Below are 26,583 nucleotides of genomic sequence, written 5' to 3' on the forward strand. Positions count from 1 at the left end.
TTTTCCCAAAGTGCTGAGGGTGTGGTAGCTTCGCTTCAAGGCGGTTCTCCTTTCGTTGAGAAAGTTTCCAACCCGACTCTATCAAGAGCCGGGTCGAGAACCGCCCCTCAACCTTCAACTATGGATGGGACACCCTCCACCGAAAACGGCGTTGCTACATACGCTCCCCGAGCATCGGGCGTATACGGCATCTACAACAACAATCAATGGATTTACGTCGGCGAAGCGCAGGACATGGAAGCTCGTCTCTATGCTCACCTTCGCGGTGAATCAGACCAAAGCCCGTGCATCCTGCATCGCAACCCTTCGTTCTTCATTCTTGAGCGTTGCGACGAAGCGACGCGGAAGGTTCGGGAGCGGACTCTGATTCTGGAACTGCGCCCAGCGTGCAACCAGACGTAAGGCCCACACCGTCGATTGACCCGGTGAGTCGGTGGAAGAAAATCTCCAAGCCGTTGACCTGGACAATCGCATACAAATCACGGACGCGTACCTTGACATGCGCGTTCGTGATTCCAGCTTGGTAGTCGCACTCCCTAACCAAACCCGGAATTCCAGCGAGATTGTAGAGCTGACCGAACAGAACGCGCATTCTTAGCCGCAATCTGCTCCTGAAACGGCCCAAGAGCGATTTCACATCCCCCGTCCCTAGGACTGTCACTTTATTGGGATGCGCGATGTGGTTCGCGGGTTCGTTTTCGGTTGCCATCCAGACACACTCCATGTAACGATCTGTGTGTCCGAACGCAGACCTTCACCCAAACCCCGCTGGCAGGCGGGCGTTTTGGTGTCTGGGCGGATTAGACCATTTTCAGCCTGTCGCCGCTATTAACTTTCAAACTGCACCACCACCGACTCTTCGTCCCATTTGCGGTGGCGGCGGTCCAGGCTTGATAATTGAGACCTATGTACTGGTCGAAAAGCCGCCTGTGGCTGATGAGTATCGTGCTGCTGCTGGCGACGCTGGCCGTTGCCAGCAAGGAATATACGCCGCCGAAGACATTTCCGGCGAAGACCTACCCGGCGCGTGACGAACACCCGACGGAAAACGTCGCCATCGCGGCCGATCCTTACGACATGCCGGACAAGACGGCGCCGGTGTTCACGCTGCCGTACCGGGAGAAGGGCTACCTGCCGATCTACTTGGTCATCACCAATGACGGCGAGCAGCCGGTTTCGCTGGTGCGCATGGAATTCAGCCTGGTAACGGCAGACCGCAGCAAACTGCGGCCGGCGAACACCGACGATCTCTATCGGCGGTTCTCGCGCGTCAAACATCGTGGCGACGAGCCCAGCCGCAATCCGCTGCCCATTCCGCTGCCGCGCAAGAGCGATGCCGGGCTGCCCAAGGGCGGCGCCGAGGAAATCCAGAACTCGCAGTTTCGCGCCAAAGCGGTTGAGCCGCACGGCACGCAAGCAGGATTCCTGTTTTTCGACGTCGGCGGAATGAGCCAGCCGCTGGCGGGCGCGCACCTCTATGTCACCGGGGTACGCGACGGCAACGGTTCCGAATTGATGTTCTTCGACATCCCGCTGGAGAAATACCTGACCTACCGCCCCGCAACTTCCGCTAAATAGAAGGGTTGATTCATACCGACCCCGAGGAAATCTCTAATTCATCCGTTGCTTTCTCTTTTGCGGAGGGAATCATGCGTTCGGCTATTCGCGGCAGAGTTGTCGCCGGGCTCCTCTTCACCTTGGGTTTGCTCTCCCTGCTGCTGTTGACGGCTTGCGGCAGCACAACCAGCATACAAGGCAGCCTGAATCGGTCCACGGGCAGCATGGTACAGGTCACCATCGGCGATGCGCCAAGTGACCGCATTGCCGCCTTTTCGATCACCATCAATTCCATCTCGCTGGCCAATGACGCCGGCAATACCGTGTCCCTGGTGTCATCGCCGGTCGCGGTCGAGATCACGCACCTGACCGGAACCACGCAGCCAGTGGCGACGCTCTCTGTCCCTGCGGGAACCTACACGAAGGCATCGATCACGCTGGGGACGGCAACGGTCACGCTGGTAGATTCGGCAACCGGGGAGACATCGCAGAAGACCCTGCCTGCGCCGCCCACGGTGACACTGACGCTGAACCCGGCGTTCGTGCTGAGTGGCTCGCCGCTGGTGCTGAACCTGGACTTGAATCTGGCGGGCTCGATCGCCATCGATGCCTCCGGAAATGTCAGCTTCAATCCGAGATTCATCGAAACCCACGGGCCACTGGGCGGTCCGGGAACCACGCCCAACCCGTTCAACGGCGGCCTGGAGCATCTGTTCGGAAGCGTGAACAGCGTGTCAGGCAGTTCATTCACGCTGGCGATCGGGAACCAGACGCTGACTTTCACCACCAACAGCAGCACGCAATTTCTGAATCTGAGCGGAGTCGGCCAGATCACCGCGGGCATGCTGCTGATGGTCAGCGCGCAAACGCAATCCGACGGCAGCCTGCTGGCCACCCGTGTGGCAGCGATCAATGCGATGCCGACCAGCATCGGAGCGCTAGGGCTGGTGCGCACGGTCAATCGCACGAACTTGCAATTGCAGCTTTTCGTGCGGCGCGCGGCGGGACCGGCACTCACGACCTCTGTCGGTGCGGGATTGCTGGTGGACTTCAATAGCAGTACCGCGTTTCGCTTTGACAGCGACGGCGTGGACCTGAGCAATCTGCCATTCGTGCCGACGTTTTCTGCCGACAACATCGCGCCGGGCCAATTCGTTGAGGTGGATACGACCTCTCCCCCGGTGGGCATGACTCCGGTAATCGGCGGCTTGGGCGGAATCGAGATTGCCGCCACCCAGATCACCCTGGAACAGGAGCCGCTGATCGGAATCGTTTCGGACTATTCCGGCGGCAATACGTTCACCTTGAATGTGCCGGCGGATTCGGTGTTCGCGATCGTCACCAAAGCGACCGCGATAACGGTGTACAAGCAACCGGGCACCGTGAACCTGACGAACATCAGCAACGGCTCAACAGTGATCGTTCGCGGGCTGCTGTTTGTGGATGGCGGGACGTACAAAATGGTAGCGGGACGGATCCTGGCAACGCCGTAAAGAAGGACTCGGATTGCCATGGGGGAAGAACGGCGTCAGCAGATTCGCTGACGCCTTTCTTCCTGTTTCCGATCCGCGACAACGCCGGGCTCTGGAACTGTCGTCCCATGAGGACTGGCCTCAGCGTCGAAAGCCGGACCACTTATGGCGAATCAGAACGGGGCCGAAAAGCAGGTTCCTCGCCGCGCCTTCTTCGCCCCGCTCAGTCGGAGCGACTCGGCATGACAACACGCTTGGGACGCGGTGTGCGGCACGACTGAAGTCGTGCCCTGATACGACCGAGTTTTTCAGCAACCGGTGAAGCCGTGACCTTCCCACTCCACCCGGCTTCCAGCTTAAGCAATGCGGCTACACTAGTGGCGAAATCGCTCTCAACTGCTCTAAGTTCTGCCCATGCCCTGGTCCATGGCGCGGTTGGCGAGCGCGTCGGCCTGCTTGTTCTTACCGCGCAGCACGTGATGGATTCTAAACCAGTCCAGTTTCGCGATTAGCGCCTTGGCCTGCTGGTGCAGATCCTGCAAGGTGAGGTGGCGGACCTTGTACTGTCCATTGATCTGCTTGACCAGCAACTCGGAGTCGCTGATGACCTCCAAAGCGCGTGCGCCGCGCTCGAGCGCGTAGCGCAGCGCGGCGAGCAGGCCCATATATTCGGCGTAGTTGTTGGTCTGGTGGCCGAGAAAAGTGCTGAGCTCAGCGACGGCGTGCCCGGAGGAGTCCTGGAGCACGACGCCATATCCGGCAGGGCCGGGATTGCCGCGCGCGCCGCCGTCAATGTGCGCGATCAGGCGGTCCTGGGGCCAAGCTTCACGGCTTGCGCCAAAGAGTTCCGGCGATCCGGAGGGCTTGCGTCGTCGGGGATAAGAGCGAAAGGGCATGGGGGAATCATTTGGAGATTTGGGGACTTAGTGATTTAGCGATTTGCCGATTGAGAAGCTGCGGTTTCCTGCATGAACAAATCGCCAAATCATTGAATCGGCAAATCACCCAGTCGCCTCACCGTCCCTGGGCCAGCCTTGTGGCCAGGCGCTCGGGCAGGTCGGCGGCGATGATTCTCTGCTGCGCCGCGGCAACGTCGTACTTCACGCGGTAGTAAGTCACGGTTAACGCGTCGGTGTCGAACAGGGCGAAAGCGGCGCGCCAGTCGCCATCGCGCGGCTGTCCCACCGAGCCGGGGTTGATCATGTAGCGCACGTTCTTGCGGAGCTGGAAGAGGTATTTTTCCGACGCGCCATGCGCGTTATATACCGGACGGATGGCGGCGGAGTCGTCGCTGCTGGCGAAGAACCCGCCCTGGACGTGGGTGTGGCCAAAGAAGGTAAGCGTAGGCTCGGCCTCATCGAGAGAGCGCAGGGCCTCGGGCAGCAACAGCAGGTACTCGTCTTCGTCGTGCGGCGAGCCGTGCACGAGTTGCACTCCGTTGACGCCGTCAATGTGCGCAGGGCCCTGCGGCAGGGCGCGCAGCCACTCCAGGTTTTCCTTGCGCAGGACGGTGCGCGTCCAGATGACGGCCAATCCGGCAATGGGGTTGAAGTCCTCCATGCTGCTGATGCCGGAACACGCCTTGTCGTGGTTGCCGCGAACGATGATCTTGCCCAGCGTGCGCGAGCGCTCGATAACCTCGTTGGGACTAGCGCCGTAGCCGACAACGTCGCCCAGGTTGACGACGACGTCATGCTCCGGCGCCTCGGCCAAGCAGGCGTCCAAAGCTTCCGAATTGGCGTGGATGTCGCTTAACAGGAGAATCCGCACGTCGTCATCGCGTCCCGGGCGAAGGGGGATTATATAGCCCCGGGCGGGAAGTAAGAATTAAGAAGTAAGAAGTAAGAAGTAAGAACCGTGAGGTGGCCCCCTGGGCTGAGACAACCAGTTAAGTCACAGTTTGCGGTTGGCTGTGACTTCCTACTTGGCTCGGTTGAGATCCTCGCAGGAAGCAAGTTTCACTTCGTGCCGTGCCTGCGGGACTCTGTGCATTTCAAAGGCAGCTTTCCCGGCACTTACGTGCCGGGCCAGGTTCTGTCGCCCCTGCGGGGCTGAGGCCATGCAGTCCGTAGGAATGCGGCAGCTCGAACGAAGAGGATTTCAACAAAGCCTTCTTACTTCTGACTTGTTGACCACCGGGCAGCGCACCAGGCGAGCGGGAGCGATCTCAAGCAGCGGCGGGACTGTCCGCGCGCAATCGGCGATGCGAAACCCGCAGCGCGGCTCGAAGGCGCAGCCCGGCGGCAGCGACGTCAAAGATGGCACCGAGCCCTCGATGGTCGGCAGCGGGCGCGTGCGGTCGGTGTGCAGGGTCGGCGCGGAATTCAGCAGGCCGCGCGTATAGGGGTGCGCGGGCGAGGTTAAGACTTCGCGCGCCGGACCGAGTTCGACGATGCTGCCGGAGTACATCACGGCCACCCGGTCAGACACCTGCGAGACGACCGCCAGATCATGCGAGATGAACAACATCGCGAGATTGAACTTGCGCCGGAGTTCGGCGAGCAAGTCAAGGATTTGCGCCTGGATGGTAACGTCGAGCGCGGTGGTGGGTTCGTCGGCTATGAGCAGTTGGGGGCGGTTGACAATAGCCATGGCAATCATCACGCGCTGACGCATGCCGCCGGAAAGCTGGTGGGGATAGTCGCGCGAACGGCGGTCGGGATCAGGAATGCGGACGTGACGCATGGCGTCGACCGCCAGGGTGCAAGCTTCGTGCTTGGTGAGCTTTTTGTTCGGGCGCGAGGGCGAGCACGCTCCAGCGTGCGCGAGCACCGCCTCCGCAATCTGGTCGCCGACGCGCATTACCGGATTGAGCGCGGTCATGGGCTCCTGGAAGATCATGGCGATGCGCGCGCCGCGGATGTCGCGCATTTCGTTGTCGGAAGCGGTGAGCAGGTCGCGTCCGTCGTAGCGAATTGCGCCCTCGATGCGCGCCTGCGGCGGCAGCAGGCGCATGATGGCCAGCGCGGTGGCGGATTTTCCCGATCCTGACTCTCCTACCAGCCCCAGCACTTCGCCAGGCGCGAGCGCGAGGCTGGCGTCCTGCACCGCAGGCATCAGAACGCGGCCGTCGCGCGCCGGGAAGCGCACGATCAGGCGATTCACTTCCAGCAAGGGAGGCACGCGACCATGGTAGACGAATTGTCGAATTGCGAATTGACGAATCTGTTCCGAGAAGTCCAGGGAATGCGGAAGAACTCAATTCTTCAATATTCTTCAATTCGCAAATTCGACAATGTTTTGGTGGTTTCCGCCGAATTTTCCACTTTGCGTTTGGCAGAGAGCTGGAGGGATAGTGAGTGGGTGCGGCGCGCCCAGCCGCATCGCTACACACGCGGCACATATCTGTCGAAAGCCGGCGGAATGGGGCTGCACCATTTCCTGGCAGCGGCTTGTGGACGAGCTGCACTAGATTGAAAACAAACAAGATATATATTAGCCAGAAGCACTTGACAGGTAAATCGGCGGGAGTAAAAAGGCACTCGTTCTTTGACGGTTTCTGAAGTTTACCCGGTTGGTGCGGCGTCCGGGGCTCGAGCCAAGTCACTGTCCGCGCTCTCGAGGCGAAAAGGACGGAAGGCAAGGCAAGGGTCTATAGCAAAGCGCTGGTCGAGGGGAACAGGAAACTTGATCAAGAGCAGGATAGAGTCCCGAGGCGTCAGTTCAGTTTTTCCGGTTGGTGGCAAGCCCGGAGCCCGAGCTCGAAAGATCGCGCGTCGCGACCCGCAAGGAAGTGACGAATGCAGGTCGGCAAGGGTCTAAAGCAAGCTGCTGGTCGAGGAGAACGGGGCCGACATCACCTTGGGGCTCTTAGTGTCTGTACCAAACCCATTTCCAACTGATAAGTCGGCCCGTCGGTTAGCACTGCCGCGATCTCGATTGGGATCGCCTAGGCCCTGCGTTTCGAACCGATTGCTGCAATCGTCTCCTCAGGGCCACGTATGTTCTGGTTCAGATGGAAGATGTTCTCCGGATCGTAGCGCTTCTTCACCTGCAGCAGGCGGGCGTAGTTACCTCCGTAGGCCGACGCTATGCGGTCACTCTCCTCTTCGGTCATGAAGTTCACGTAGGCGCCCTGGGACGCATAAGGCGCAGCAGCCTTGAAGAAAGCGCGCGACCACGCTATGCACTTTTCATCCTGGGCTGCGTTTTCCCACCGTCCATGCACATTCATGACAAACTTCGCGTCTCGGCTGCTATACGCCGTGGCATCGGAGGGCACGCCGTTGGCTACCCCTGCGATCAGACCCAGGAAGATTTCGCACTGCGGAGACGGTAGCTTGCCTGCGTACTCGATCATGGTGTCCAGCGCGCCATCGCTCAGTTCCGTGAAATTGTGCGACTTCCAGTAGTTCCGCGCGCCGGGTGTGAGCAGGGGATCAAAGGCCTGCTGCCATTGGGTGTACGGCATCGCGCCTACGTGTTCGCCGAGAACGTCGCCGAAGCGGCGCAGGGGTTGGATGAGCTTCTCACCCTGGGCGATCTCGCCGGAGTAAAAAACAGCCAGCACCAGAACTTCCTTGCCGTGCACGTTCTCGGGAAGGAAAGGCAAAGGTGGCGCTTGGCGCAGCACGGTCCACACATTCAGCTCCACCGGCGCTGACTTCACGAATTGACGGTATTGGCTCAGCACCTGTTTTGCCTGGTCGAAGGGGAAAACAATCAGTCCGGCGAGTATTTCGGGACCCACGGTATGGAGTTTGAATTCGAACTGGGTTACCACGCCGAAGTTGCCGCCTCCGCCGCGAATCGCCCAGAACAGGTCGGGGTTGTCGTTATCGCTGGCGCGCACCGTGTCCCCACCCGCCGTGATCATGTCGGCGGAGACCAGATTGTCGATGGTCATGCCGTACTGACGCGTTAGCCAACCGAAGCCACCGCCCAGCGTGAGGCCGGCAATCCCGGTGGTTGAATTGATGCCCACCGGAGTGGCGAGCCCATGTACCTGGACCGCTCGATCAAAATCGTGGAGTGTGGCGCCGGGTTCGACATAGGCACGCCTTGCCTCGGCCTTCACGTGGACATTCTTCATTTGGGAGAGGTCGAGCATGACGCCGTTGTCGCACACCGCATATCCGGCGATGTTATGCCCTCCGCCGCGAACCGATATCTCGAGCCCGCTGTCGCGGGCAAAGGCGATCGTCTGGGCAACGTCGTCGGCGCCTGCGCACTGCACAATGACAGCGGGACGCCGGTCAATCATGGCATTCCATATTCGGCGAGCCTCGTCATAACCCGCGTCTCCAGGAAGCACTACGTTGCCCTTCAGCCTGGCTCTCAGATTGTCGATTTTCTCATTCAGTCGCGTCGTCATCGTGAATGCCTCCATTTGAAGCCTGAGTTCAAACCGCCTTCACAAAAATGGGGTAAGCAGGTCGCTCCCAGCGATTTCGATGCCGCAGGGCGGGACTTCGGTTCATGACGTTTCGGGCTATATTCGGGCTATAGCAGTCTCAGAATTGGTGTCACCGAGAAACGAAACACCGAGATCGTTCGACTCGTGGTTCCCGCGCCCGATCACCCCAGCACGCGAAAGGCAGGCGTGGCGGGGACACCGGTAAAAACGCGCGGTAGCCCCCTCGGTCGGGATGAATGAAACGGCTCCGGAGCGACGCGGTCCCGGCGGCGTGCAACGACTCGCCTACGTACCCGGCGAGATATGCCGGCCAGTGCCTACCTGCATCACTGGCTCGGGCCAGTGCATGACCTCAGGATGAGCGCTTCCAAGCTGAGCACCCTCATCTACTACCGCCTCGGGCCAGTGCGTGATCTCAGGATGAGCGCTTCCAAGTTGAGCGCCTTCATCCATGCGGGCGTCTGCGCTGACGATCTCGTGGGCGGGCCAGTGCGTGATTTCAGGATAGGCGCTTCCCAGTTGAGCACCTTCGTCAAACTCGAAAGGAACTGTCGCGCGCACCGAGTTCTCTTGTCCAAAAGCCATTGTCAGGAGTACTCCCAGAAGTCCCACAACCAGAATTGCTCGCTTCATTTCCAGATTCTTGCGTTCCATGTTCACACCTCCGAGCCGAAGAATTTTTCGGTGATCGACTCACCCTGAAACGAGCCTACGCAAGCGCCTGTTTGCATGTGTCAAAGCCGTGTCTGAAATGTGTCAAATGTTGCGAACTTGGATCATCGGGAGCAGGGAAGTTTTCGAATGAGCCGAGCGCGCCGGCAGACGGGCTTGCTTGGACCCTAGCACCGTCATGCTGGCGGTCGCAAAATTCCAGAACAGGGGAGGCGTCTCGCGCATCTGTTACCTGAGCGCCCGTTTCCGCCGTCTGCATCCTCAATGCACGAAACTGTTGATTTCCTAATCGAGCACGGTTACTCCCTGCTATTCGCCTGGGTTCTGGCGGAGCAGTTGGGCCTGCCGATCCCATCGCTGCCGTTACTGCTGGCAGCCGGCGCATTGGCCGGCGCAGGCAAGCTGGGTTTCGGCTGGACAGTGGCGCTGGCGCTGGCGGCTTGTATCATCGCCGACGTGCTATGGTACGAAATCGGCCGCCGCCGGGGCGGCAAGATCCTCGGCCTGCTCTGCCGCATCGCGCTGGAGCCGGAATCCTGCGTTCGGCGTACGGAAGACGCCTTTCAGAACCACGCTTCGCGCTCGCTGCTGATCGCCAAGTTTGTTCCCGGCCTGAACACCGTCGCACCGCCCATGGCGGGCATGACCGGAATGCCGCTGTGGCGCTTCCTGGTATTTGATGCCCTCGGCGCACTTCTCTGGGCAGGGGGAGCGACCCTGCTGGGGTACATATTCAGCGGCCAGTTGGAATATCTGGCGCTGTACCTGTCGCGGCTTGGGGATGTCGCGGTTGTCCTGGTGGCGCTTCTGCTGGGCGCCTACATCCTGCGTAAGCACCTGGCACGCCGGCGCTTTGAGCGCGAGCTGTGGATGTCGCGGATCACGCCGGAGGAATTGAAAGCCAAGCTGGACTCCGGAGAGCCGGTGACGATCGTGGATTTGCGCCATCCGCTGGATTTTCTGCCTTATCCGCAAGTGCTTCCGGGAGCGATTCGGCTGTCGCCGAGCGACATTGAGCAGCGCCACAACGAGATTCCGCGCGATCGCGAGGTCATCCTGTATTGCACTTGACCCAACGAAGCGACCAGCGCCCGGGTGGCGCAGCAACTGAAACGGCAGGGAGTAACGCGGGTTCGACCGCTGGCTGGAGGCTTTCATGGCTGGCGAGAGCGGGGTTACCCGCTGCAGGAGTTCTATCCCGAGCTGGCAGCCGCGCAGTGAAGGCGGTCATGCGCGACGCGCTACAAATCCGGCTAAGCCGCGAAAGAATTTGGACCTTCCATAGCCTCTGATGTTCCGTGCGGTGAATCCCGCGCGCCGTAAGTCCATGAGAATGTCGCGCGGGGGATAGAGCCGCAGCCGGTGTACCTCTTCGCTGCGCCGGTACCTCTCGCCGATCCTGCGGAAAACCGTCATGCGGCGCGTGAGCTCCTTTGGGCTGCGGCTTACCTCAAGCAGAATTGCCCAGTCGTCGCCCGCAGTCCACCGGCGCGGCACTCGCCCCAATTCTCGCTCCGGGCCGGCCAGATCGAAGATAAGCACGCCGCCCGGGCGCAGCGCGTCGTGCACGTGTCGGAAGAACCGCGCCATTTCTTGTCGGTTGTTATCGCCATCAAAGGTGTAATTGAGGACTTCGCCAAGCGCGGTGACCGCCACACACGGCGGGAGTTTGATTTTCAGAAACGAACCCACATGGAATCGCGCGCCCGGAGCCGATTGGCGGGCCAGCGCGACCATGGCCGGCGAAATGTCAATTCCCAGCGCGTCGTAGCCGTGGCACGTGAGCAGGTGCGCCCACAGTCCAGGACCGCAGCCGAGGTCCACTACCAGACCGCGATCAATCCCGTTCCGGTGCAGGATGGTTAGCAAGCCGGGCGTGGCCTCGCGAACGAACCCGCTGTACGCGCGGCCATGGATGTACGCCAAATCGGTCTGGTAGCCAGGATTCATGGTGTGGCGGGAACGAGCGGCGATTATACCCGGCTCCACGGTCCTGTCCCTTCGGCTTCAACTCCGGATTTGCGCTCTCGCGCCGCTACGATAAGATAGTCGGGACTGCACTGGATGAGGGGGAGTCAATGGCTGATATCGTGGAGCGTCGCAAGGGGGCCCGCCGCAAGGGATCGATTCGCGCCGGCAAGGAACGGCGCAATCCCGCTGTCCCGCCTCCGCCCGGAAGCACTCGCAGCGGCCAGGACCGCCGTCGGAAGGATCGCCGGCAAGGGGACCGCCGCGGTAAGCATTGACGAATTAGGGCCGGAGTTTGCCACCACACAATGCGTTCATATGTCATTTAGGGAATTCCTTTTTCCGACAGATTCTTTCGTTCGACATTTCCAATCTCCTGCGCCTAAAATACTGGTGTCCGCATCTATAGGGACCTAAGCCAAGAACCGGAACAGGTGGTATCCGCTGCGGCGGAACTGCACTGGAGGTCAAAGTGAGCGTCGTTCCCATTGGCGATTCCCGCCAGAAAATCACTGTCCTTTCTCTACTCGATAAGAAGTTTCGTCACGAGCCCATCACCGCGCTGACCGCCTACGACTACGCCACCGCGCGCCTGGTGGACGAGGCCGGCATTGACGTCATCCTGGTCGGCGATTCGCTTGCCCAGGTGATGCTCGGCTACGACAACACGCTGGCGGTGAGCATGGAGGAGATGCTGCACCACACGCGCGCTGCGCGACGCGGCACCAAGCGCGCGCTGCTGGTCGCTGACATGCCGTTCGCGTCGTATCACCTCGGCGCCGACGAGGCGTTGCGCAATGCTTCGCGGTTTGTGAAAGAAGCAGGCGCGGAGGCGGTGAAGATCGAAGGCGGCGAAAAGCGCGCCGACATCGTTCGCCGCATCATCGACGCCGAGATTCCGGTCATGGGGCACATCGGGCTGACGCCGCAGTCGGTGCACGCCATGGGCGGCTACAGGGTCCAGGGCAAAACCCTCAACGCGATCGAACAACTCATGCGCGATGCGGTGGCTTTGGATCGTGCCGGCGTGTTCTCCATGGTGCTGGAAGGCATTCCGCGCGAGGTGGCAGCGATGATCACCGCCGAGGTGCACACACCCACGATCGGCATCGGGGCCGGGCCGGATTGCGATGGGCAGATCCTCGTCATCCACGACATGCTGGGCCTGAATTTCGGCACGCCAGCAAAATTCGTGCGCCAGTACGCGGATGTTGGCGCAGTCATGCGCAGCGCGGTCGAGAGCTACAAGAATGATGTGATTGCGGGCGGCTATCCTAACGATGAGGAGTCGTACCATCTGCCCAAGGACACGCGCGCGGCGCTGGAGACGATTCTGGAGCGCAAGCGCGGGATGCGATCCGGAGATTGAGAAATGTGTAATCTGTAATTTGGACCGGCGGTTTGAAATTGCAGATTGCAAATTCTCTACAATGAAGATCGTTCACTCTCCTGACGGCATGCACGCTGCCTGCGCGCAATGCAAGCGCGAGGGCGGTCGCATCGGGCTGGTGCCCACCATGGGGGCGCTGCACGAAGGACACCTGTCCCTGATTCGCGCGGCGCGAGCGCAGTCGGATGTGGTTGCCGTATCCATCTTCGTCAATCCTCTTCAATTCGGACCCAACGAAGATCTCGCGAAATATCCGCGGACGTTGGAGCGCGATTGCCAGTTGCTGGAAGTAGAAAAGGTTGACCTGCTCTTCGCGCCCTCCAACCAAGACATGTATCCCGCGTGCGCGACCACCTTCGTGACCGTTGAAGGCTTGAGCGAGAAACTGTGCGGACGCTCGCGGCCGGGGCATTTCCGCGGCGTCACCACCGTGGTCGCCAAACTCTTCAACATCGTCGAGCCGGACCTCGCTTTTTTTGGCCAGAAAGACGCGGCGCAGGTCGCCATCATCCGCCGCATGGTGCGCGATCTGAACTTTCCGGTGCAGATTGTGGTCTGCCCCATTGTCCGTGAGCAAGACGGGCTGGCGTTGTCGTCGCGCAATGCCTACCTCGACCCGCAGCAACGCAAGCAGGCACTCGTGCTCAACCGCTCGCTCATGCGGGTGCAGACGCTGGCCGATACCGGCGAGCGTAGCGCGGCCAAGCTGGTTGAAGCCGGCAAGCAGGTGATCGCCGACGAGCCCGGCGTGCGGCTGGACTATTTTGAAATTGTTCACCCGGATACGCTCGATCCGGTTGCCGACCTTTCCAACGGCGCGCTGGTTGCGGTGGCGGCGTTCGTCGGCGCCACACGCCTGATTGACAATGTTGTGCTGCACGGCGCCGGGGAAGCCTGACCTAAGTCAGAAGTCACAAGCAAAACCGCGGTCGCGGACGCGGGCTGATTCTTGCGCTTGCATTCCGCTTCTTACTTCTGACTTCTTACTTCCGACTTCCCAGACACAAACGGATTGCCCGCAATCACGTAGCGCAGCTTCGCGTCCGCGGCCTTGGTGATTCCGGTGCGTGGCGTGGTCACAACACGGCGCACGCGAAAGCCGTCATCGAGGATGGTGAGATCGGAAAACGTGGTCAGGTCTTTGGCGTTGTCGCGCGCCCGCGTGATTCCCAGCGCTTGCGTCAGACGTCCCGGACCGGTGGTAAGCAGGCGCAGATCGGCGATGCGCGGTTCGTCTTCGGGCAGCGGAAGCCGGCGCGCGGCGAACATCTGCGCTAATCCTGCGGCCGGCTCCAGCGCGCGAAACAGCACGCTTCCCGCCTTGCCTTCCGACATGCAGGAGACGTTCAGGCAAAAGTGATTGCCGTAGATCATATAGACGTACGTGAAACCCGGCGGGCCGAACAACACCAGGTTGCGCGGGGTGGGGCCGGCGGCAGCGTGCGCAGCGGGATCGTTGGTGCCCATGTAGGCTTCGACTTCCACGATGCGCCCTGCGAGCAGCTTGCGGCCATGCTTGCGGACCAGAACCTTGCCCAGCAGTTCGCGAGCCACGCGGCGCGGGTCGCGGTCGTAGAAACGGCGCGAGAGCGGGCGCGAGAGCGTGATGTCGAATTCCGAATCGCGCATGATTTCAGCCGCCGATAAACGCAGATCTTTAGTGGTTGTCATTTCCCCGCTGAGCGAAGCGGACGGGGAATCTGTTTTTGCGCCTTTCTCCAACCGCAGATTCCTCGTTCCGCTCGGAATGGCAATTCAATGCTGGTCGATCACAATCAGCGTTCCTCTGCTTTAATCAGCGGCGGACTCCTTCAACGTGGCCAGCACCTCTGCCGCGTGGCCGGCAGCTTTCACGCCGCGGAATTCGCGCAGCAGCTTGCCGTCCGGGCCGATCACAAATGTGCTGCGCTCGATGCCCATCACCTTCCTGCCGTACATGTTTTTCTCTTTCAGCACGCCGTAGGCCTGGGCGAGTTTCTTATCCGAGTCGGAGAGCAGAATGAACGGCAAGTTGAACCGCTGTTGGAATTTCTTCAGCGCACGCGGCGAGTCGGGCGAGGCGGCCACGACCTCAGCGCCGGATTTTTTGAACTTGGAGTATTCGTCGCGAAACTCGGACGCCTCTAGGTTTCAACCCGGCGTGTTCGCCTTGGGAAAGAAATAGAGGACGACGGTTTTGCCTCGGAATTGCTTCAGGGAGGCGCTCTTTTCGTCCTGGTCGGGCAAAGTGAACTCGGGGGCTTTATCATTGACTTGCATGCAAGTTCTCCGGCGGAAAGACATCTTACACCGCGGGCTGATGGTAGCGCTGTGCCTGGCGCTGGTAGTCGGCGTGGCGGCTCAGCGCACGTCGCGCAAGAGCAAGGGCCCGCGCGCGCTGGCGCTGGTGGAGTGGCCCGCAACCGGCGGCAGCCCGCGCGTGATTCCGGTGGCCATCCTGGTGGACGGCCGCTTCTATGACGCATCCATCTACAAAGCCGATCCGGTGCCGATGGCGCTGGAGCCGGGAAATGTGTACGAGGTCGAGCAAAGCGGTGAGTCCATCGGCATGGCAACCCTGACCGATGCGCGCCAGGCGAAGAATGGCGCGTGGCTGGCGGACGCGCGTTTCCAGACCAACGAGCAGCTTGCCGCTTCGCGCAAACCCCGCGAAGCGCCGAAGTCCGCCCGCGAAGGTCCGCCGAGATTGCGGCGCGGCAGCCGGCGCTCCGCTCCCGACAACACGCCCCAGAGCGCGCCGGAACCGAAGTCAGAACCGCAACCAAGCGAAGGCGACGAGCCGCCCGTGCTGAGGAAGCCGCCGGCGCAAACGCCAACGCCGGACACAAAGCCGAGCGCGCCGGCATCGCCGGCGCCCGCTGCGCCTTCTCCCGCGAGCACTGCGCCGAAGCCGGAGGACACGGATCACCCGGTGCTGCGGCGCGGGCGTCCGACGGCTGAGCAGGCGGAGAATCTTCCCGGTGCGGTCGAAACCAAAGCCGCACCCAAAGCGCCGGCCGCGGCCGCAGGCCCAAGTTCGCCGGCAACGAAAACGGCAGCCGCGGCGCCGGGGCGCGTGCTGGCGGCGATCTCCGATGCCGATGGTCCCGAGCCGCGCAGCTTCGCCTTGCCGTGGAAGGCGGAAGACCAGGAGAAGCTGAAGACCGCCATGATCCAGTTGGCGAGCGCCGCGCTGGAAGACTGGACGCGCACGCATGGCGGCTCACATCCGGAAAAATTGCAGGACGTGCAGGTGCGCGCCTTCGATCTCACCACCAGCAACGAGCCGCAAGTGGTGCTGATGGCGCGCGCCGTAGAAGCAACCGTTGCGCCGGTGCGTCGAGCGGGCGCAAGAGCGGGGACGACGAAGCCTTCGGCGCATGCATCCGCTTCAACCAGCGCCGGCGGACTGACGTATTGGATCACGCTGGCGGCGCGGCAGGATTACAACGGCGAGTTGCGGAAGCTGAAAGTGTGGGCGACGGACAGCAAGCATCTGGACGCATATCCGCGGGCGGAGTTGATTGACGCCGTGGATGCCGACGGCAACGGCCGCGGCGAATTGTTGTTCCGCGAGATCTCCGACGTTGGACAGAGCTTCGTTCTCTACCGCGCCACGCCGGATACGCTGACCCAGCTCTACAACAGCGCGGAACTGGAGCGGTGAGTCTCCAGAAGGCTACTGCATCTTCCGCGGCGGCCGCTGATCTGGCGGCAGGTCGCCGATGGCCTCGCCTACGTTCTGCAGCGATGTCTTCGAGCCCGAGATCGTGTTGTGGGTGAGCACGTAGTCAGTGCCCATCACGACATTGTGATTGCCCAGAATCAAGTTGCCGGTGGCGGTGCGATTGGGGCGCACGGGATTCAGGCAGGAGTCTTGCGTCAGCCTGATACCGGCGACCTCATTCCCCTCCACGTTGTTTCCCACGAATTGGGTGTTGTCGGCGCTGACCAGCATTCCAAATCCATCGTTGGTGAGCCAGTAGTTGCTCTCCGGGGGCTTCGGCAGATGCACGTTGCCGGTGAAACGATTATTGCGGACCACGGCGCCGTTAGTCGCCGAAGATGGCACGCCACCAGCGCCCGCCGGAGGATCAATGCATGCGGAGGCAGGGGATAAGTCATTCAGGCTCATCCCCGACTGGCCATTCGATTGGCTATTGTGCTGAATCAGCACCGTGCCCTCAGCAGATAGATGGAGGCCGGAACTGAAACCGGAAACGGTGTTGCCTTCTACCCGCGCTCCGTTGGCGCCTTGTATACCGATGCCTACGGTAAATGCCCAAAACGGCGAGCCATTCAGCAGCAGAAACTGCGGGTATGGCCCTGGACCAACCACCGTATTATCCTCGATGACCACGCCAACCGGCGCATCTGGAATATCGGGAAACGCTGAGATGGTGTTGATCGCGTTGGCGTTGACTATGAAGGCGAGCGAATCTACATCGGACACACCATCCTTGGCCACGATTTGAATCGTGTTGTTGCGCACGATGAGGTGATTATTGGCCCCGAGAGCCGCGATGCCGCTGGTCGAGTTCTCGATGCGGAGATTCTCGATGACGAAATCGCTGGCGCCGGCAGAAAAATCGGCTCCCGGCGCATAGGCGGCGGTGTAAGAGTCCGGCCCGAATGGCCCCTGCAACAGCCCAATCGCCTGATAAAAATTCCGGAGGATTAGGTTGCGGATGGTCACTCCCGTGACACCTGGGCCGTTGATAAAGCCACCGTTAAATGGACCCCCGGGAATAACGTCGGGAAATCCGTCGGAACCAACAGGCCCTGCGATGATGGTCAGCGGTGTGCCATTGTGCGCCGTCTCGCCGGTGATGGTGATCCCCGAAACCGGGATTGGCAGCCCGACCGGCACCACGAAGGGAGGCACTATGGCGCTGTTCCCCGACCAATTGAATGTGCCGGCGCGCAGCAGCACCGTATCGCCGGGACTTGCGCTGGCCAGGGCTGCGCGCACGTTTTCAAAATCTGCGGCCGTGCCCGTCGGAAACACCTCGATAATAGCGGCGGCAGCCAGAACGGATGTGAAACAGAGGATGAGTGCAGCGAAGCAGAGAGTCTTTCTACGCATGGTAAGCCTCCGAGATTTGAGACGCCCGCGACTGCTGATAGGGCCAACGGATGACAGGGTCACCTGAGAATATGGGTGCAGCTTACTCCCCAATCCGTGCGTTTCAGCCGGCGGAGGCGGCGCCAGAGCGCGCCGGGAAACCAGGCATCGCTGCCTCCGACACCGAAGCGGCGCTGCCAGAGGCACTTCCGACGTTCCCATATTGGAAAGCAGGCTAGGAATAAAGTTGAGTAGGAGGGGTTCGGGAGCTGTTCCGGAGGGACCTAGAGAGGCGGGAAGCGCAAAAACTTTCACCAAAAGAGAACGCTCGGGGGGCACGATCCAGCGCCGAGCCGGAGCCTCCAGTATGTTTCAGAATTGGTGTAAGGGAGAGAGGAAACATCCGAGATCCCTCGACTCGGGATGACATCGGGTACATAGCTGACATCGGCTCGGGATGACGTCGGCTACGCAAGAGATGAAACGACGCTCGCGCGATATTCACAACCGCAGGCGCCCGTGTACAATGCTCCGCACTTCGGAAGGTGAGGAGAGCTCATGCGGAAACTGGCGTGGTGCATAGTCCTGTTGGCGGTCGTTGCCGCCGCGCAGGGCCCGGATTTCAGCAAGGTCCAGATCAAGGTCACCAAAGTTGCCGGAACGGTGTACATGCTGGAAGGCGCTGGCGGGAATATCGGTGTCTCGGTCGGCGAAGATGGCATCGTGGTGGTGGACGATCAGTTCGCGCCACTGGCGGAGAAGATCCAGGCCGCGCTGAAGGGAATTACCGACAAACCGGTGCGCTTCGTCATCAACACGCACTGGCACTTCGACCACACCGGCGGCAATGCATATTTTCAGAAGCAGGGGCCGATTATCGCGCAGGAGAATGTGCGTGAGCGCCTGAAGACCGGCGGTCATGCGGCGGGCATGGACATCAAGCCGGCGCCCAAAGAAGCGCTGCCGATCATCACCTTCAACGACCGCGCCACCGTGCACTTGAACGGCGAGGACATCCGCGCCATCCACTTTCCGCACGGACACACCGACGGCGATGCGGTCATCTTCTTTCCGCAGTCCAACGTGGTGCACATGGGCGACGACTTTGTGACCTATGGCTTTCCGTTCATCGACTTGGAAAGCGGAGGCAGCGTGCGCGGCATGATCGCCGCGTGCGAGAAGGTGATGGCGACGGTTCCGGCGGACGCGAAGATCATTCCCGGACATGGGCCACTGTCGACGGTCGCGGACGTGAAGCCATTTGTCGCCATGCTGAAGGATGCGACGGCGCGCGTGGAAGACGGCATCAAGCAGGGCAAGACCGTGGAGCAGCTCAAGCAGGAGAAGGTGCTTGCGGGATACGAGAGCTGGGGTGGACCGGGAAAGTTTATTACCACCGACAAGTTCATCGAGACGCTGTACAACGACCTGAAGGGCAACAAGACGGGCGAGTTTGTGAAGCACAACTGAGCACGGATTGCCACGGATTCAATCGGATCAAGAGAGCAGGCATTGAGGGACTGCGCCGACCGCGTGGTCTCCCTCGGCAGTTTGACCGGCATGAAGCATTTTGAACTGCAACCCCACCTGATTGGCGATGCGCTTGGACTTCGGCCTCTTCGACCGGAAGATTGGGAGGGTTTGTTCCTGGCCGCTTCCGACCCGATGATATGGGAGCAGCACCCCGCCCGCGATCGCTACAAAGAAGAAATCTTCAAAGCGTTTTTTCAGGAGGCCTTGGACTCGGGTGGAGCACTGGTTGCCATCGACCGAAAGACGCAAAGGATCATCGGTTCGTCACGGTACTTTGGATATGAACCCGAGAACAGCGAAATCGAGATCGGCTGGACGTTTCTTGCCCGCTCCTATTGGGGAGGAAAATACAACGGGGAAATGAAACGGCTCATGTTGGGCCACGCGTTTCAATCTGTGGATAGCGTTGTATTCCTGGTGGGACCGGAGAATGTCCGGTCTCGCAGGGCCCTGGAAAAGATCGGCGCCGTTCTCGCCGGCCGGCGGACCAGGGACCTTCAGGGAAACGCGGTTGAACATGTGGTGTACCAAATCAAGAAACCCATGGTCACGGCCTGACTTCCTGGGTCTTCATTCCGCGATCACTGCAGTTTCTTTTCAAGCAATTCATTCACCAGCGCGGGACTGGCCTGTCCTTTTGACGCCCTCATCACCTGGCCGACAAAAAATCCCTTCATCGTGGTTTTTCCGGCGCGAAATTGCTCCACCTGCCGGGGATTGGCGGCGATTACGTCGTCAATCAGTCTTTCGATGGCCGCGGTGTCGGTGATCTGCTGCGGTTTTTCCTTTTCGTAAATGGCCGGAAAATCTTCGTTGCGCTCGAAGGCCTTGTCGTAGAGGTCTTTCAGGATTTTGCCGGAGATGGCGCCGGATTCCACCAGGTCGGCGGACATGGCGACGCCCTTCATCGAGATCGGCGACTGCTCGATTTCCAGCCCCTGCGCCTTGAGGCGGCCGAGCAGATCGCCGATCACCAGGTTGGCAACACGCTTGGGATTCCTGGCGGCGCGCGCGGCCTCTTCGAACTGGTCGGCCATGCTCTGAGTGCGGGTGAGCGTGTAGACGTCGTCCTCGGTGAGGCCGTAGTCGCGCATCATGCGCGCGCGGCGGGCTTCGGGCAATTCGGGCAGCCGGGCGCGAATCTGCTGTTGCCACGCGGCGTCCACCACCAGCGGCAACAGGTCAGGCTCGGGGAAATAGCGATAATCGTGCGCCTCTTCTTTGGACCTCATGCCGTAGGTTTTGCCTTCGTTCGAGTTGAACAGGCGCGTTTCCTGCACGATGCGTCCGCCGGACTCGATCACGGTGATGTGGCGCTCGATCTCGTACTCCAGCGCCTGGCGGATGAAGCGGAAGGAATTGACGTTCTTGATTTCGGTCTTGGTGCCGAATTCCTTTTGTCCGGCGGGACGCACGCTGATGTTGGCATCGCAGCGCAGGGAGCCTTCTTCCATATTGCAGTCGCTGACCCCGGTGTAGAGGATGATTTCCTTCAGGCGGGTGAGGTACTCGTGCGCTTCCTCAGGCGAGCGGATGTCGGGCTCGCTGACGATCTCGATGAGCGGCACGCCGCAGCGGTTCAGGTCAAGATAAGTGCGGTCGTAGGAATCACGGAAGCCTTCGTGCAGGCTCTTGCCCGCGTCTTCTTCGAGATGCACGCGGGTGATGCCGATTTTCCTGGCGCCGCCGCCGGTAGCGGGGACTTCGATCCCGCCGAACTCGGCGAGCGGCTTGTCGTACTGCGAAACCTGGTAGCCCTTGGGCAGGTCGGGATAGAAATAATTCTTGCGCGCGAAGATGGAACGTTCGTTGATGCGGCAATTCAGCGCCATGGCGGCGAGCGTCGCGAATTCCACCGCTTGTCTGTTCAGCACAGGCAGGGCGCCGGGCAGTCCGAGACAGACGGGACAGACGTTGGCGTTGGGCGGGTCGCCAAAGCGCGTGGAGCAGGAGCAGAAGATCTTGCTGGCGGTCAGGAGGTGGACATGAACCTCCAGGCCGATGACCGGCTCGTAGCGAACCGCGCGCATGTCCTGAGTGGTGGCCATTGGAACGTAGTTTACAACCGATATAATTGAGCTGGCGATGTATCAGGGCAGGACCCTTGTATCAGGGCACGACTTTAGTCGTGCCGCCCGCAGCCACCCACGACGGGGCTTTAGCCCCTGCGAATGGATTCTCGTCTAACTCGTAGCCCGGGTGTGCCGAACTGTATTCCCATTGCTCAGGCGAAGCGACCAGCCCCGCCCTGACAGGATTCTCGCGAATGTACGTTTGCCGGGCCAGAAATGCCTCGGGAGTAAAGATACGCACCTCCGAAAAACCACGCTGCCAAACCTCGCCCTGAAATTGCTGCTCGTGAGAGGCTCGGTACGAAAAGCCGCCTTTGATCAATTGCACTGCCCGTTCGATGGCAATATCCGCGCCAACCGTGACCAGCGCGTGCAGGTGATCGGGCATGACAACGAAGTCGTGCAAGGTGTATTTGTGCTCGGAACGATAGTGATACAGGGCATCAACGAGCAGACGGGCCATGCGGTGACTTTGCAGCAAACGCGCGTGTCCCCATGTGGCGGTGGTCACAAAGAAGGTGCGATTCGCTTGGAGTGGCTGGCTCGGATCGGCATTGCGGGTTGGGATCGACATGCGTCCCTCAGGGGCTAAAGCCCAAGTTCGCTTTGAGCGTCTGCGGCACGACTAAAGTCGTGCCCTGATACAACGATCATCGTCCACCTGCCTGTTGTTCGTTGCGCGGCAGCTTTAACGAACGAATCTCGGCGCAACGCCTCGATCAAGGTTGTGGACGTGAACGTCACTTCCCTGCCAACTCCTTCTTCACCGCATCGCTGACCACTTTACCGTCCACGCGGGCGCCGGCGAACTTGGCCATGACGTTTTTCATGACCGCGCCCATGTCCTTCATGGTGGGGGAGCCCATTTCGGCGATGGTGGCGCGCACGGTGGCCGCGATCTCCTCTTCGCCCACCGCCTTGGGCATGTAGGTTTCGATGAGGGTGATCTCGGCGGATTCCTTGTCGGCGAGGTCCTGGCGGCCACCCTCGGTGAACTGCTCGACGGAGTCCTTGCGCTGCTTGATGAGCGTGCTCAGCACCTGCAGGGCTTCGCGGTCGTCGAGGGGCGCGCGCTTGTCGATTTCCTTGTTTTTGAGGGCGCTTTTGACCATGCGCAAGGTGGAGAGGCGGCGCTCGTCGCGGGCTTTCATGGCTTCGACCATGTCTTTCTGGACTTGCTCAGGGATGCTCATGAGGGCTCCTGGGGTCGCGACACGAAGGTCATCATAGGAGCCATTATAGTGTTGCACGGGCGTGAGCCGGGGCCATATCATTCGCGTGCCAAGCCATATTTCCGCGTTACAGCCGGGGAAACCGCAGGGACGCGCATCACGGGCGGAATGGATTCCGCCGCTACACGATTCCGGACACTCCTATGGGAGCTCTCTCGCCACTCCAGATCGCGCTGTTCATCGTGGCCGGGCTCTCGACGGTAGGCGTAAGCATTGCATTTGTCCGCTCGCGAATGACTTATTCGGGCTACGCTGAGGTAGCGCACGAGGTTCGCCGGCTGGGACTGACGCTGCACGGCGAAATCTTCCGCGACAGTTCGGACCTGGTGGTGTCGGGCAGCTACGAAAGCCTGCCGGCGGTGGTGCGGTTTTCCAACCAGGAGAACACGCCCGGGCTGAACATACGCATGCAGGCGCCGGCGACCTTCACGCTGTCGGTGGTACCGGCGGGCACGCAGGTCGCGGAAGGCGGCCGACACCTGGTGAAGACTGCGGATGAACTTCTCGACAGCCGCTTTGACACGCGCACCGACCAGCCGACGCAGGCGGGAATGTACATCACCAAGCAGAATGCGGCCCTGCTGCAGCGGCTGGCGTGCTCCCAGCGTACGTTCCTGAGCATCGGCGGCGGCACGATCGAGCTGAGCGAACTGGTAATCCCGGAGCCCAGCACTGCCGAGCACGTGCTCGATCATCTGGAGACGATGGCGAAGCTGACCCTGGCACTGCGCGCGATGCCGGGCTCCGACCGGGTGAAGCTGGTAAGGCTGGTGCGCGAGCGATACATCGCGGCGCGAGTCGCGATGGTGCTGGGCGCGGCGGTGGCGCTGCTCAGTATTTTCGCGGCGACGCAGGTGCCGAATCGGGCACCGGTCAGCGGTGTCAACCAGACGCTGTCGTCGGGAATCCTGCCGCTGGACGCGTACCACATTCCCAACACGCGGCATTGGCGCACAGCGACGGTCGACGACATGGATCCGGTGGCAGTGAGCTGGCTGCGGGGAAACCGGCAACAGCCGCAGGGGAGGATCGTGGGCGACTTCAGTGGCAGGGGCACGGGCCGCGACGTTGTGTACCTGCTGGTGGGCCCTGGCGGCGAGCGGCGCATCGTGCTGCTGGCGGACAACGAAAATCGCTACGACACCAGGTTTCCCTACATTGGCCTGGCTGCCCGCGTGCCAAAAAGGATTGTGAAATCCATTCCATGGGTCGGCGGAAAAGCGCCCGAGGGCGTGGACGGCGACGGCGTGTTGCTGGTGCGCAAGAAGGATGATCCGTCGTCGGCCGTGGTATTGTTCCTGAGCGGCAACGGAATTGCTTCCGCTTCGCCAGTCAATTATCAGAACATCAGCCTCGAATAGCAGCGATCAGCGAGTATCCGACGGGATGAATCCGGTCGTACACAAGGACGGCAACCATGTTGCGAAAGAACCGGCTCTTTACCCCCGGGCCGACGCCTTTGCTCCCGGCCGCGCAATCGGCCATGGCCGCGGCCAATATCCATCACCGGACAGCGGACTTCCGAGCGCTGTACACACATGTGCTCGCGGATTTAAAGAGCTTTGTCGGCACGCAGAATGACGTGGTACTGATGGCGTCGTCGGGCAGCGGCGCGATGGAAGCGTCGGTGGCGAACCTGACTTCGCCCGGCGACAGAGTTCTGGTCCTCACGGCGGGAAAATTCGGCGAGCGCTGGACGGAGTTGGCGAAGGCCTACGGGCTGGCGGCGGAGGTGATCGCCGCGCCTTACGGGCAGACGTTTGCGCTCGACGCGGTGCGCGGGCGGCTGACACCCGAGACGCGCGCCGTGTATATGCAGGCGACCGAGAGCTCGACCGGCGTGCGGCATGACGTGGAGAGCGTGGCGCGGCTGGTGCGCGGGTCGGGGCACGATACGCTGCTGGCGGTGGACGCGATCACCGGGCTGGGCACGACGGGCTTCGACGTGGACGGCTGGGGAATTGACGTCATCATCGGCGGGTCGCAAAAAGCGGTGATGGTGCCGCCAGGGCTGGCGTATTGCGCGGTGAGCCAGCGGGCGTGGTCGCGGATGGAAACGACGAAGTCGCCACGGTATTACTTCGATTTGCGGAAAGAGCGGAAGGCGGGCGCCAAAGGCGAGTCGGCGTTCACGCCGGCCATTGCGCTGGTGGCCGCGCTGGGCGCTGCGCTGGACTACATTCGCGAACAGGGCTCGGGCGACTTGGCGGCGGGGCGCGAGGCGCTGATCGCGAACGCCGAAACCTGCGCCGAGATGACTCGGGCCGCGGCGCGGGCACTGGGACTGAAGCTGTACGCGAGCGTGCCATCGAATGCGTTGACGGCGATCGCGTCGCCGGAGGGGCTGGATTCGAGCGTGATTGTAAAGGCATTCCGGGAAAATTTTGGCGCGGTGGTGGCGGCGGGACAGGGCGACGTGATGAAGTCGGCGCTGTTCCGCATCGCGCACCTGGGGTATTACGATTATCTGGACACGATCGGCATCATCGCGGCGCTGGAGCAGGTGATGGCGCGGATAGGCAAAGTGGAGTTCGGGTCAGCGGTGGCGGCGGCGCAGGAGGTGTACGCCGCGCGGATGCCGGCGACCAAGGCGAACATCGCCGGCTAGTTTTGTCATAATTTTCCGAGTGGCAATTCATTATGAAAATAGTTGTAGCGGAAAAAATCTCTTCCTCTGCGATCGAGATCCTGCGCGAAGAAAAGCGCTGGACGATAGTCACGCCGGACCAGCTTGACGGCCGGCTAGCGACCGAGATCGCCGACGCCGACGCGCTGATCGTGCGCTCGGCCGTGCAAGCCAACGCCAAGTTGCTGGAACATGCGCAAAAGCTGCGGGTGATCGGGCGGGCGGGCGTGGGCGTGGACAACGTGGACTTGGAGGCCGCGACGCGGCTGGGCATCGCGGTGATGAACACGCCGGGCGCCAACGCGGTGGCCGTGGCGGAGCACACGCTGGCGATGGCGCTGGCGATGGCTCGTCACCTGTGCCGCGCCGACGTGCTCATGCACGCCGGCAAGTGGGAAAAGAAATCGCTGCAGGGCACCGAGCTGCGCGGCAAGACGCTGGGAATTGTCGGGCTGGGGCGGATCGGGATGGAGGTGGCGCGGCGGGCGCGGGCTTTCGGCATGAAGGTGATGGCGCACGATCCGTTTGTCTCGCCGGAGGTGGCGCACCAGGCGGAGATCGAACCGGCTGCGCTGGACAAGGTTCTGGCGGCGGCCGATTACGTCACCTTGCACATGGCGCTGACCGCGCTGAGCGCCGGCATGATCAACGCGGAAACCATCCGCAAGATGAAGAAGGGCGCGCGGCTGATCAACTGCGCGCGCGGAGAACTGGTGGATGAGCCGGCCTTGGCGGCTGCGCTGCGTGACGGACACTTGGCGGGCGCGGCACTGGATGTGTTCGCGGAAGAGCCGCCGAAGAATTCGCCGCTGATGGCGGCGCCGAACCTGATCCTGACGCCGCACATCGGCGGCTCGACGCACGAGGCGCAGGAGGCCGTCGGGGTGCAGATCGCGGTGCAGGTGCGGGAGTTCCTGCGACGCGGGGTAATGCAGAACGCGGTCAACGTGCCGTCGGTTTCCGATGAAGAGTACGCCGAGCTGCAGCCGTACATGACGCTGGCCGAGCGGCTGGGTTCGTTCATCGCGCAGGCGGCGGAAGGCGGGCTGGAGGAGATCGCACTGCAGTACAGCGGGCCGGTGGCGAGCGGCAAGACGCCACTGGTACGCAACGCGGCCATCGTCGGCGTGCTGAACTCCGTGCTCGCGGAGAAGGCGAACCTGGTGAATGCGTCGGCCATGGCGGAGGAGCGCGGTATCCGCGTGCGCGAGACCTCCAAGGCAAAAGTTTCCGGCGGCAGCGCGGGGAGCGTGATCACGGTCAGCCTGAAGACGCGCGAGGGCGAGCACGAGGTGAAGGGCACGGTGCTGCGCGGCACGTCGCCGCGCCTACTGCTGGTGGACGGGATTGACGTGGAGGCGCCCCTGGAGCGCAACCTGATTTACCTGCGCAACCGCGACGTGCCGGGCGTGATCGGGAAAATCGGCACCATCCTGGGCGAGGCGAAGATCAACATTGCGAATTTCTCGCTGGGACGCGCGGAGCCGGCGGCGCCCGCGCCTTCGTCGCATCCCAGCGGCGGTACGGGCGGCGAGGCGGTGTGCGTGGTGCACGTGGATTCGCGCGTGCCCGACGCGGTGCTGCAGAAGCTGCGGGCGATTCCGCCGATCACGCTGGCGAGAGCGATCCGATTGGGCTGAGAAATTTAGGATGGAAGACTC

26 protein-coding genes are annotated in these 26,583 nt (G+C 61.5%); 14 read left to right on the forward strand and 12 right to left on the reverse strand.

The window, feature by feature from the left end; genetic code table 11:
* The 3 genes from LAN64_14325 to LAN64_14335 all read left to right on the forward strand — a co-directional run.
* On the forward strand, positions 1-402 hold a 402-nt coding region (locus LAN64_14325; GenBank protein ID MBZ5569014.1), incomplete at its 5' end, for a GIY-YIG nuclease family protein.
* A gap of 504 nt (positions 403-906) precedes the next feature.
* Positions 907-1,578, forward strand: a complete 672-nt coding sequence (locus LAN64_14330) for a hypothetical protein (protein ID MBZ5569015.1) — start codon at positions 907-909, stop codon at positions 1,576-1,578.
* A 71-nt stretch (positions 1,579-1,649) separates the two neighbouring features.
* Positions 1,650-3,050, forward strand: a complete 1,401-nt coding sequence (locus LAN64_14335) for a DUF5666 domain-containing protein (protein MBZ5569016.1) — start codon at positions 1,650-1,652, stop codon at positions 3,048-3,050.
* Positions 3,051-3,430: 380 nt separating this feature from the next.
* Here the strand turns inward: LAN64_14335 and LAN64_14340 are convergent, their stop codons facing one another.
* The 3 genes from LAN64_14340 to LAN64_14350 form a co-directional block, all read right to left on the reverse strand.
* Positions 3,431-3,925: a ribonuclease HI family protein gene (locus tag LAN64_14340; protein MBZ5569017.1), complete on the reverse strand. Its 495-nt coding sequence runs from the start codon at positions 3,923-3,925 to the stop codon at positions 3,431-3,433.
* A gap of 118 nt (positions 3,926-4,043) precedes the next feature.
* Entirely contained in the window at positions 4,044-4,799 is a 756-nt protein-coding gene (locus tag LAN64_14345) for a metallophosphatase family protein (GenBank protein ID MBZ5569018.1), read from the reverse strand.
* 330 nt (positions 4,800-5,129) lie between these two features.
* A complete protein-coding gene (locus tag LAN64_14350; protein MBZ5569019.1) occupies positions 5,130-6,086 on the reverse strand; it encodes an ABC transporter ATP-binding protein in 957 nt (318 codons plus the stop codon).
* 72 nt (positions 6,087-6,158) lie between these two features.
* On the opposite strand from LAN64_14350, the gene LAN64_14355 reads away from it, so the two are divergent.
* Positions 6,159-6,446 carry a hypothetical protein gene (locus LAN64_14355; protein ID MBZ5569020.1) on the forward strand — a complete coding sequence of 96 codons (288 nt, stop codon included), beginning with the start codon at positions 6,159-6,161 and terminating at the stop codon, positions 6,444-6,446.
* A gap of 472 nt (positions 6,447-6,918) precedes the next feature.
* Here the strand turns inward: LAN64_14355 and LAN64_14360 are convergent, their stop codons facing one another.
* A complete protein-coding gene (locus tag LAN64_14360) occupies positions 6,919-8,343 on the reverse strand; it encodes an FAD-binding oxidoreductase (GenBank protein MBZ5569021.1) in 1,425 nt (474 codons plus the stop codon).
* A 327-nt stretch (positions 8,344-8,670) separates the two neighbouring features.
* Entirely contained in the window at positions 8,671-9,039 is a 369-nt protein-coding gene (locus tag LAN64_14365; protein ID MBZ5569022.1) for a hypothetical protein, read from the reverse strand.
* A 282-nt stretch (positions 9,040-9,321) separates the two neighbouring features.
* On the opposite strand from LAN64_14365, the gene LAN64_14370 reads away from it, so the two are divergent.
* Positions 9,322-10,128, forward strand: coding sequence for a VTT domain-containing protein (locus tag LAN64_14370; GenBank protein MBZ5569023.1), 807 nt, complete (start codon positions 9,322-9,324; stop codon positions 10,126-10,128).
* A gap of 156 nt (positions 10,129-10,284) precedes the next feature.
* Here the strand turns inward: LAN64_14370 and LAN64_14375 are convergent, their stop codons facing one another.
* Positions 10,285-11,007 (reverse strand): class I SAM-dependent methyltransferase, encoded by a 723-nt coding sequence (locus LAN64_14375; GenBank protein MBZ5569024.1) that lies wholly within the window; start codon positions 11,005-11,007, stop codon positions 10,285-10,287.
* 128 nt (positions 11,008-11,135) lie between these two features.
* Here LAN64_14375 and LAN64_14380 point away from each other — a divergent pair, with 128 nt between their 5' ends.
* From LAN64_14380 to panC, 3 genes are all read left to right on the forward strand, one after another.
* A complete protein-coding gene (locus tag LAN64_14380) occupies positions 11,136-11,303 on the forward strand; it encodes a hypothetical protein (GenBank protein ID MBZ5569025.1) in 168 nt (55 codons plus the stop codon).
* 182 nt (positions 11,304-11,485) lie between these two features.
* Positions 11,486-12,394: a 3-methyl-2-oxobutanoate hydroxymethyltransferase gene (gene panB / locus LAN64_14385; GenBank protein MBZ5569026.1), complete on the forward strand. Its 909-nt coding sequence runs from the start codon at positions 11,486-11,488 to the stop codon at positions 12,392-12,394.
* Positions 12,395-12,455: 61 nt separating this feature from the next.
* Positions 12,456-13,313, forward strand: coding sequence for a pantoate--beta-alanine ligase (gene panC / locus LAN64_14390; protein ID MBZ5569027.1), 858 nt, complete (start codon positions 12,456-12,458; stop codon positions 13,311-13,313).
* A 71-nt stretch (positions 13,314-13,384) separates the two neighbouring features.
* Here the strand turns inward: panC and LAN64_14395 are convergent, their stop codons facing one another.
* Entirely contained in the window at positions 13,385-14,044 is a 660-nt protein-coding gene (locus LAN64_14395; protein MBZ5569028.1) for a DNA-3-methyladenine glycosylase, read from the reverse strand.
* Between the two features lie 162 nt (positions 14,045-14,206).
* A complete protein-coding gene (bcp, locus tag LAN64_14400; protein MBZ5569029.1) occupies positions 14,207-14,674 on the reverse strand; it encodes a thioredoxin-dependent thiol peroxidase in 468 nt (155 codons plus the stop codon).
* On the opposite strand from bcp, the gene LAN64_14405 reads away from it, so the two are divergent.
* Entirely contained in the window at positions 14,673-16,061 is a 1,389-nt protein-coding gene (locus LAN64_14405) for a hypothetical protein (GenBank protein MBZ5569030.1), read from the forward strand. The two genes, bcp and LAN64_14405, sit on opposite strands and share 2 nt — an antisense overlap.
* A 12-nt stretch (positions 16,062-16,073) precedes the next feature.
* Here LAN64_14405 and LAN64_14410 read toward each other — a convergent pair whose 3' ends face one another.
* The gene (locus tag LAN64_14410; GenBank protein MBZ5569031.1) at positions 16,074-17,480 is read right to left on the reverse strand and encodes a right-handed parallel beta-helix repeat-containing protein; all 1,407 of its coding nucleotides are present in this window, start codon (positions 17,478-17,480) and stop codon (positions 16,074-16,076) included.
* A 537-nt stretch (positions 17,481-18,017) separates the two neighbouring features.
* Here LAN64_14410 and LAN64_14415 point away from each other — a divergent pair.
* Positions 18,018-18,929: an MBL fold metallo-hydrolase gene (locus tag LAN64_14415; GenBank protein ID MBZ5569032.1), complete on the forward strand. Its 912-nt coding sequence runs from the start codon at positions 18,018-18,020 to the stop codon at positions 18,927-18,929.
* A gap of 90 nt (positions 18,930-19,019) precedes the next feature.
* On the forward strand, positions 19,020-19,550 hold the full coding sequence (locus tag LAN64_14420) for a GNAT family N-acetyltransferase (protein MBZ5569033.1): 531 nt from the start codon (positions 19,020-19,022) through the stop codon (positions 19,548-19,550).
* A gap of 23 nt (positions 19,551-19,573) precedes the next feature.
* On the opposite strand, the gene gatB is transcribed toward LAN64_14420, so the two are convergent.
* From gatB to LAN64_14435, 3 genes are all read right to left on the reverse strand, one after another.
* Entirely contained in the window at positions 19,574-21,040 is a 1,467-nt protein-coding gene (gene gatB / locus LAN64_14425; protein MBZ5569034.1) for an Asp-tRNA(Asn)/Glu-tRNA(Gln) amidotransferase subunit GatB, read from the reverse strand.
* 61 nt (positions 21,041-21,101) lie between these two features.
* Positions 21,102-21,638: a transposase gene (locus tag LAN64_14430; GenBank protein ID MBZ5569035.1), complete on the reverse strand. Its 537-nt coding sequence runs from the start codon at positions 21,636-21,638 to the stop codon at positions 21,102-21,104.
* 166 nt (positions 21,639-21,804) lie between these two features.
* Positions 21,805-22,257, reverse strand: a complete 453-nt coding sequence (locus LAN64_14435) for a GatB/YqeY domain-containing protein (protein ID MBZ5569036.1) — start codon at positions 22,255-22,257, stop codon at positions 21,805-21,807.
* Positions 22,258-22,439: 182 nt separating this feature from the next.
* On the opposite strand from LAN64_14435, the gene LAN64_14440 reads away from it, so the two are divergent.
* Genes LAN64_14440 through serA form a run of 3 tightly spaced genes read left to right on the forward strand, consistent with a single transcriptional unit; the run spans position 22,440 to position 26,562 of the window.
* Positions 22,440-23,657, forward strand: a complete 1,218-nt coding sequence (locus LAN64_14440) for a hypothetical protein (protein MBZ5569037.1) — start codon at positions 22,440-22,442, stop codon at positions 23,655-23,657.
* A 56-nt stretch (positions 23,658-23,713) separates the two neighbouring features.
* On the forward strand, positions 23,714-24,904 hold the full coding sequence (locus LAN64_14445) for an alanine--glyoxylate aminotransferase family protein (GenBank protein MBZ5569038.1): 1,191 nt from the start codon (positions 23,714-23,716) through the stop codon (positions 24,902-24,904).
* A 32-nt stretch (positions 24,905-24,936) separates the two neighbouring features.
* Positions 24,937-26,562: a phosphoglycerate dehydrogenase gene (serA, locus tag LAN64_14450; GenBank protein MBZ5569039.1), complete on the forward strand. Its 1,626-nt coding sequence runs from the start codon at positions 24,937-24,939 to the stop codon at positions 26,560-26,562.
* Positions 26,563-26,583: the final 21 nt, after the last annotated feature.

The sequence above is a fragment of the Terriglobia bacterium genome, from assembly GCA_020073185.1.
Taxonomy (GTDB): Bacteria; Acidobacteriota; Terriglobia; order Terriglobales; family Acidobacteriaceae; genus JAIQGF01.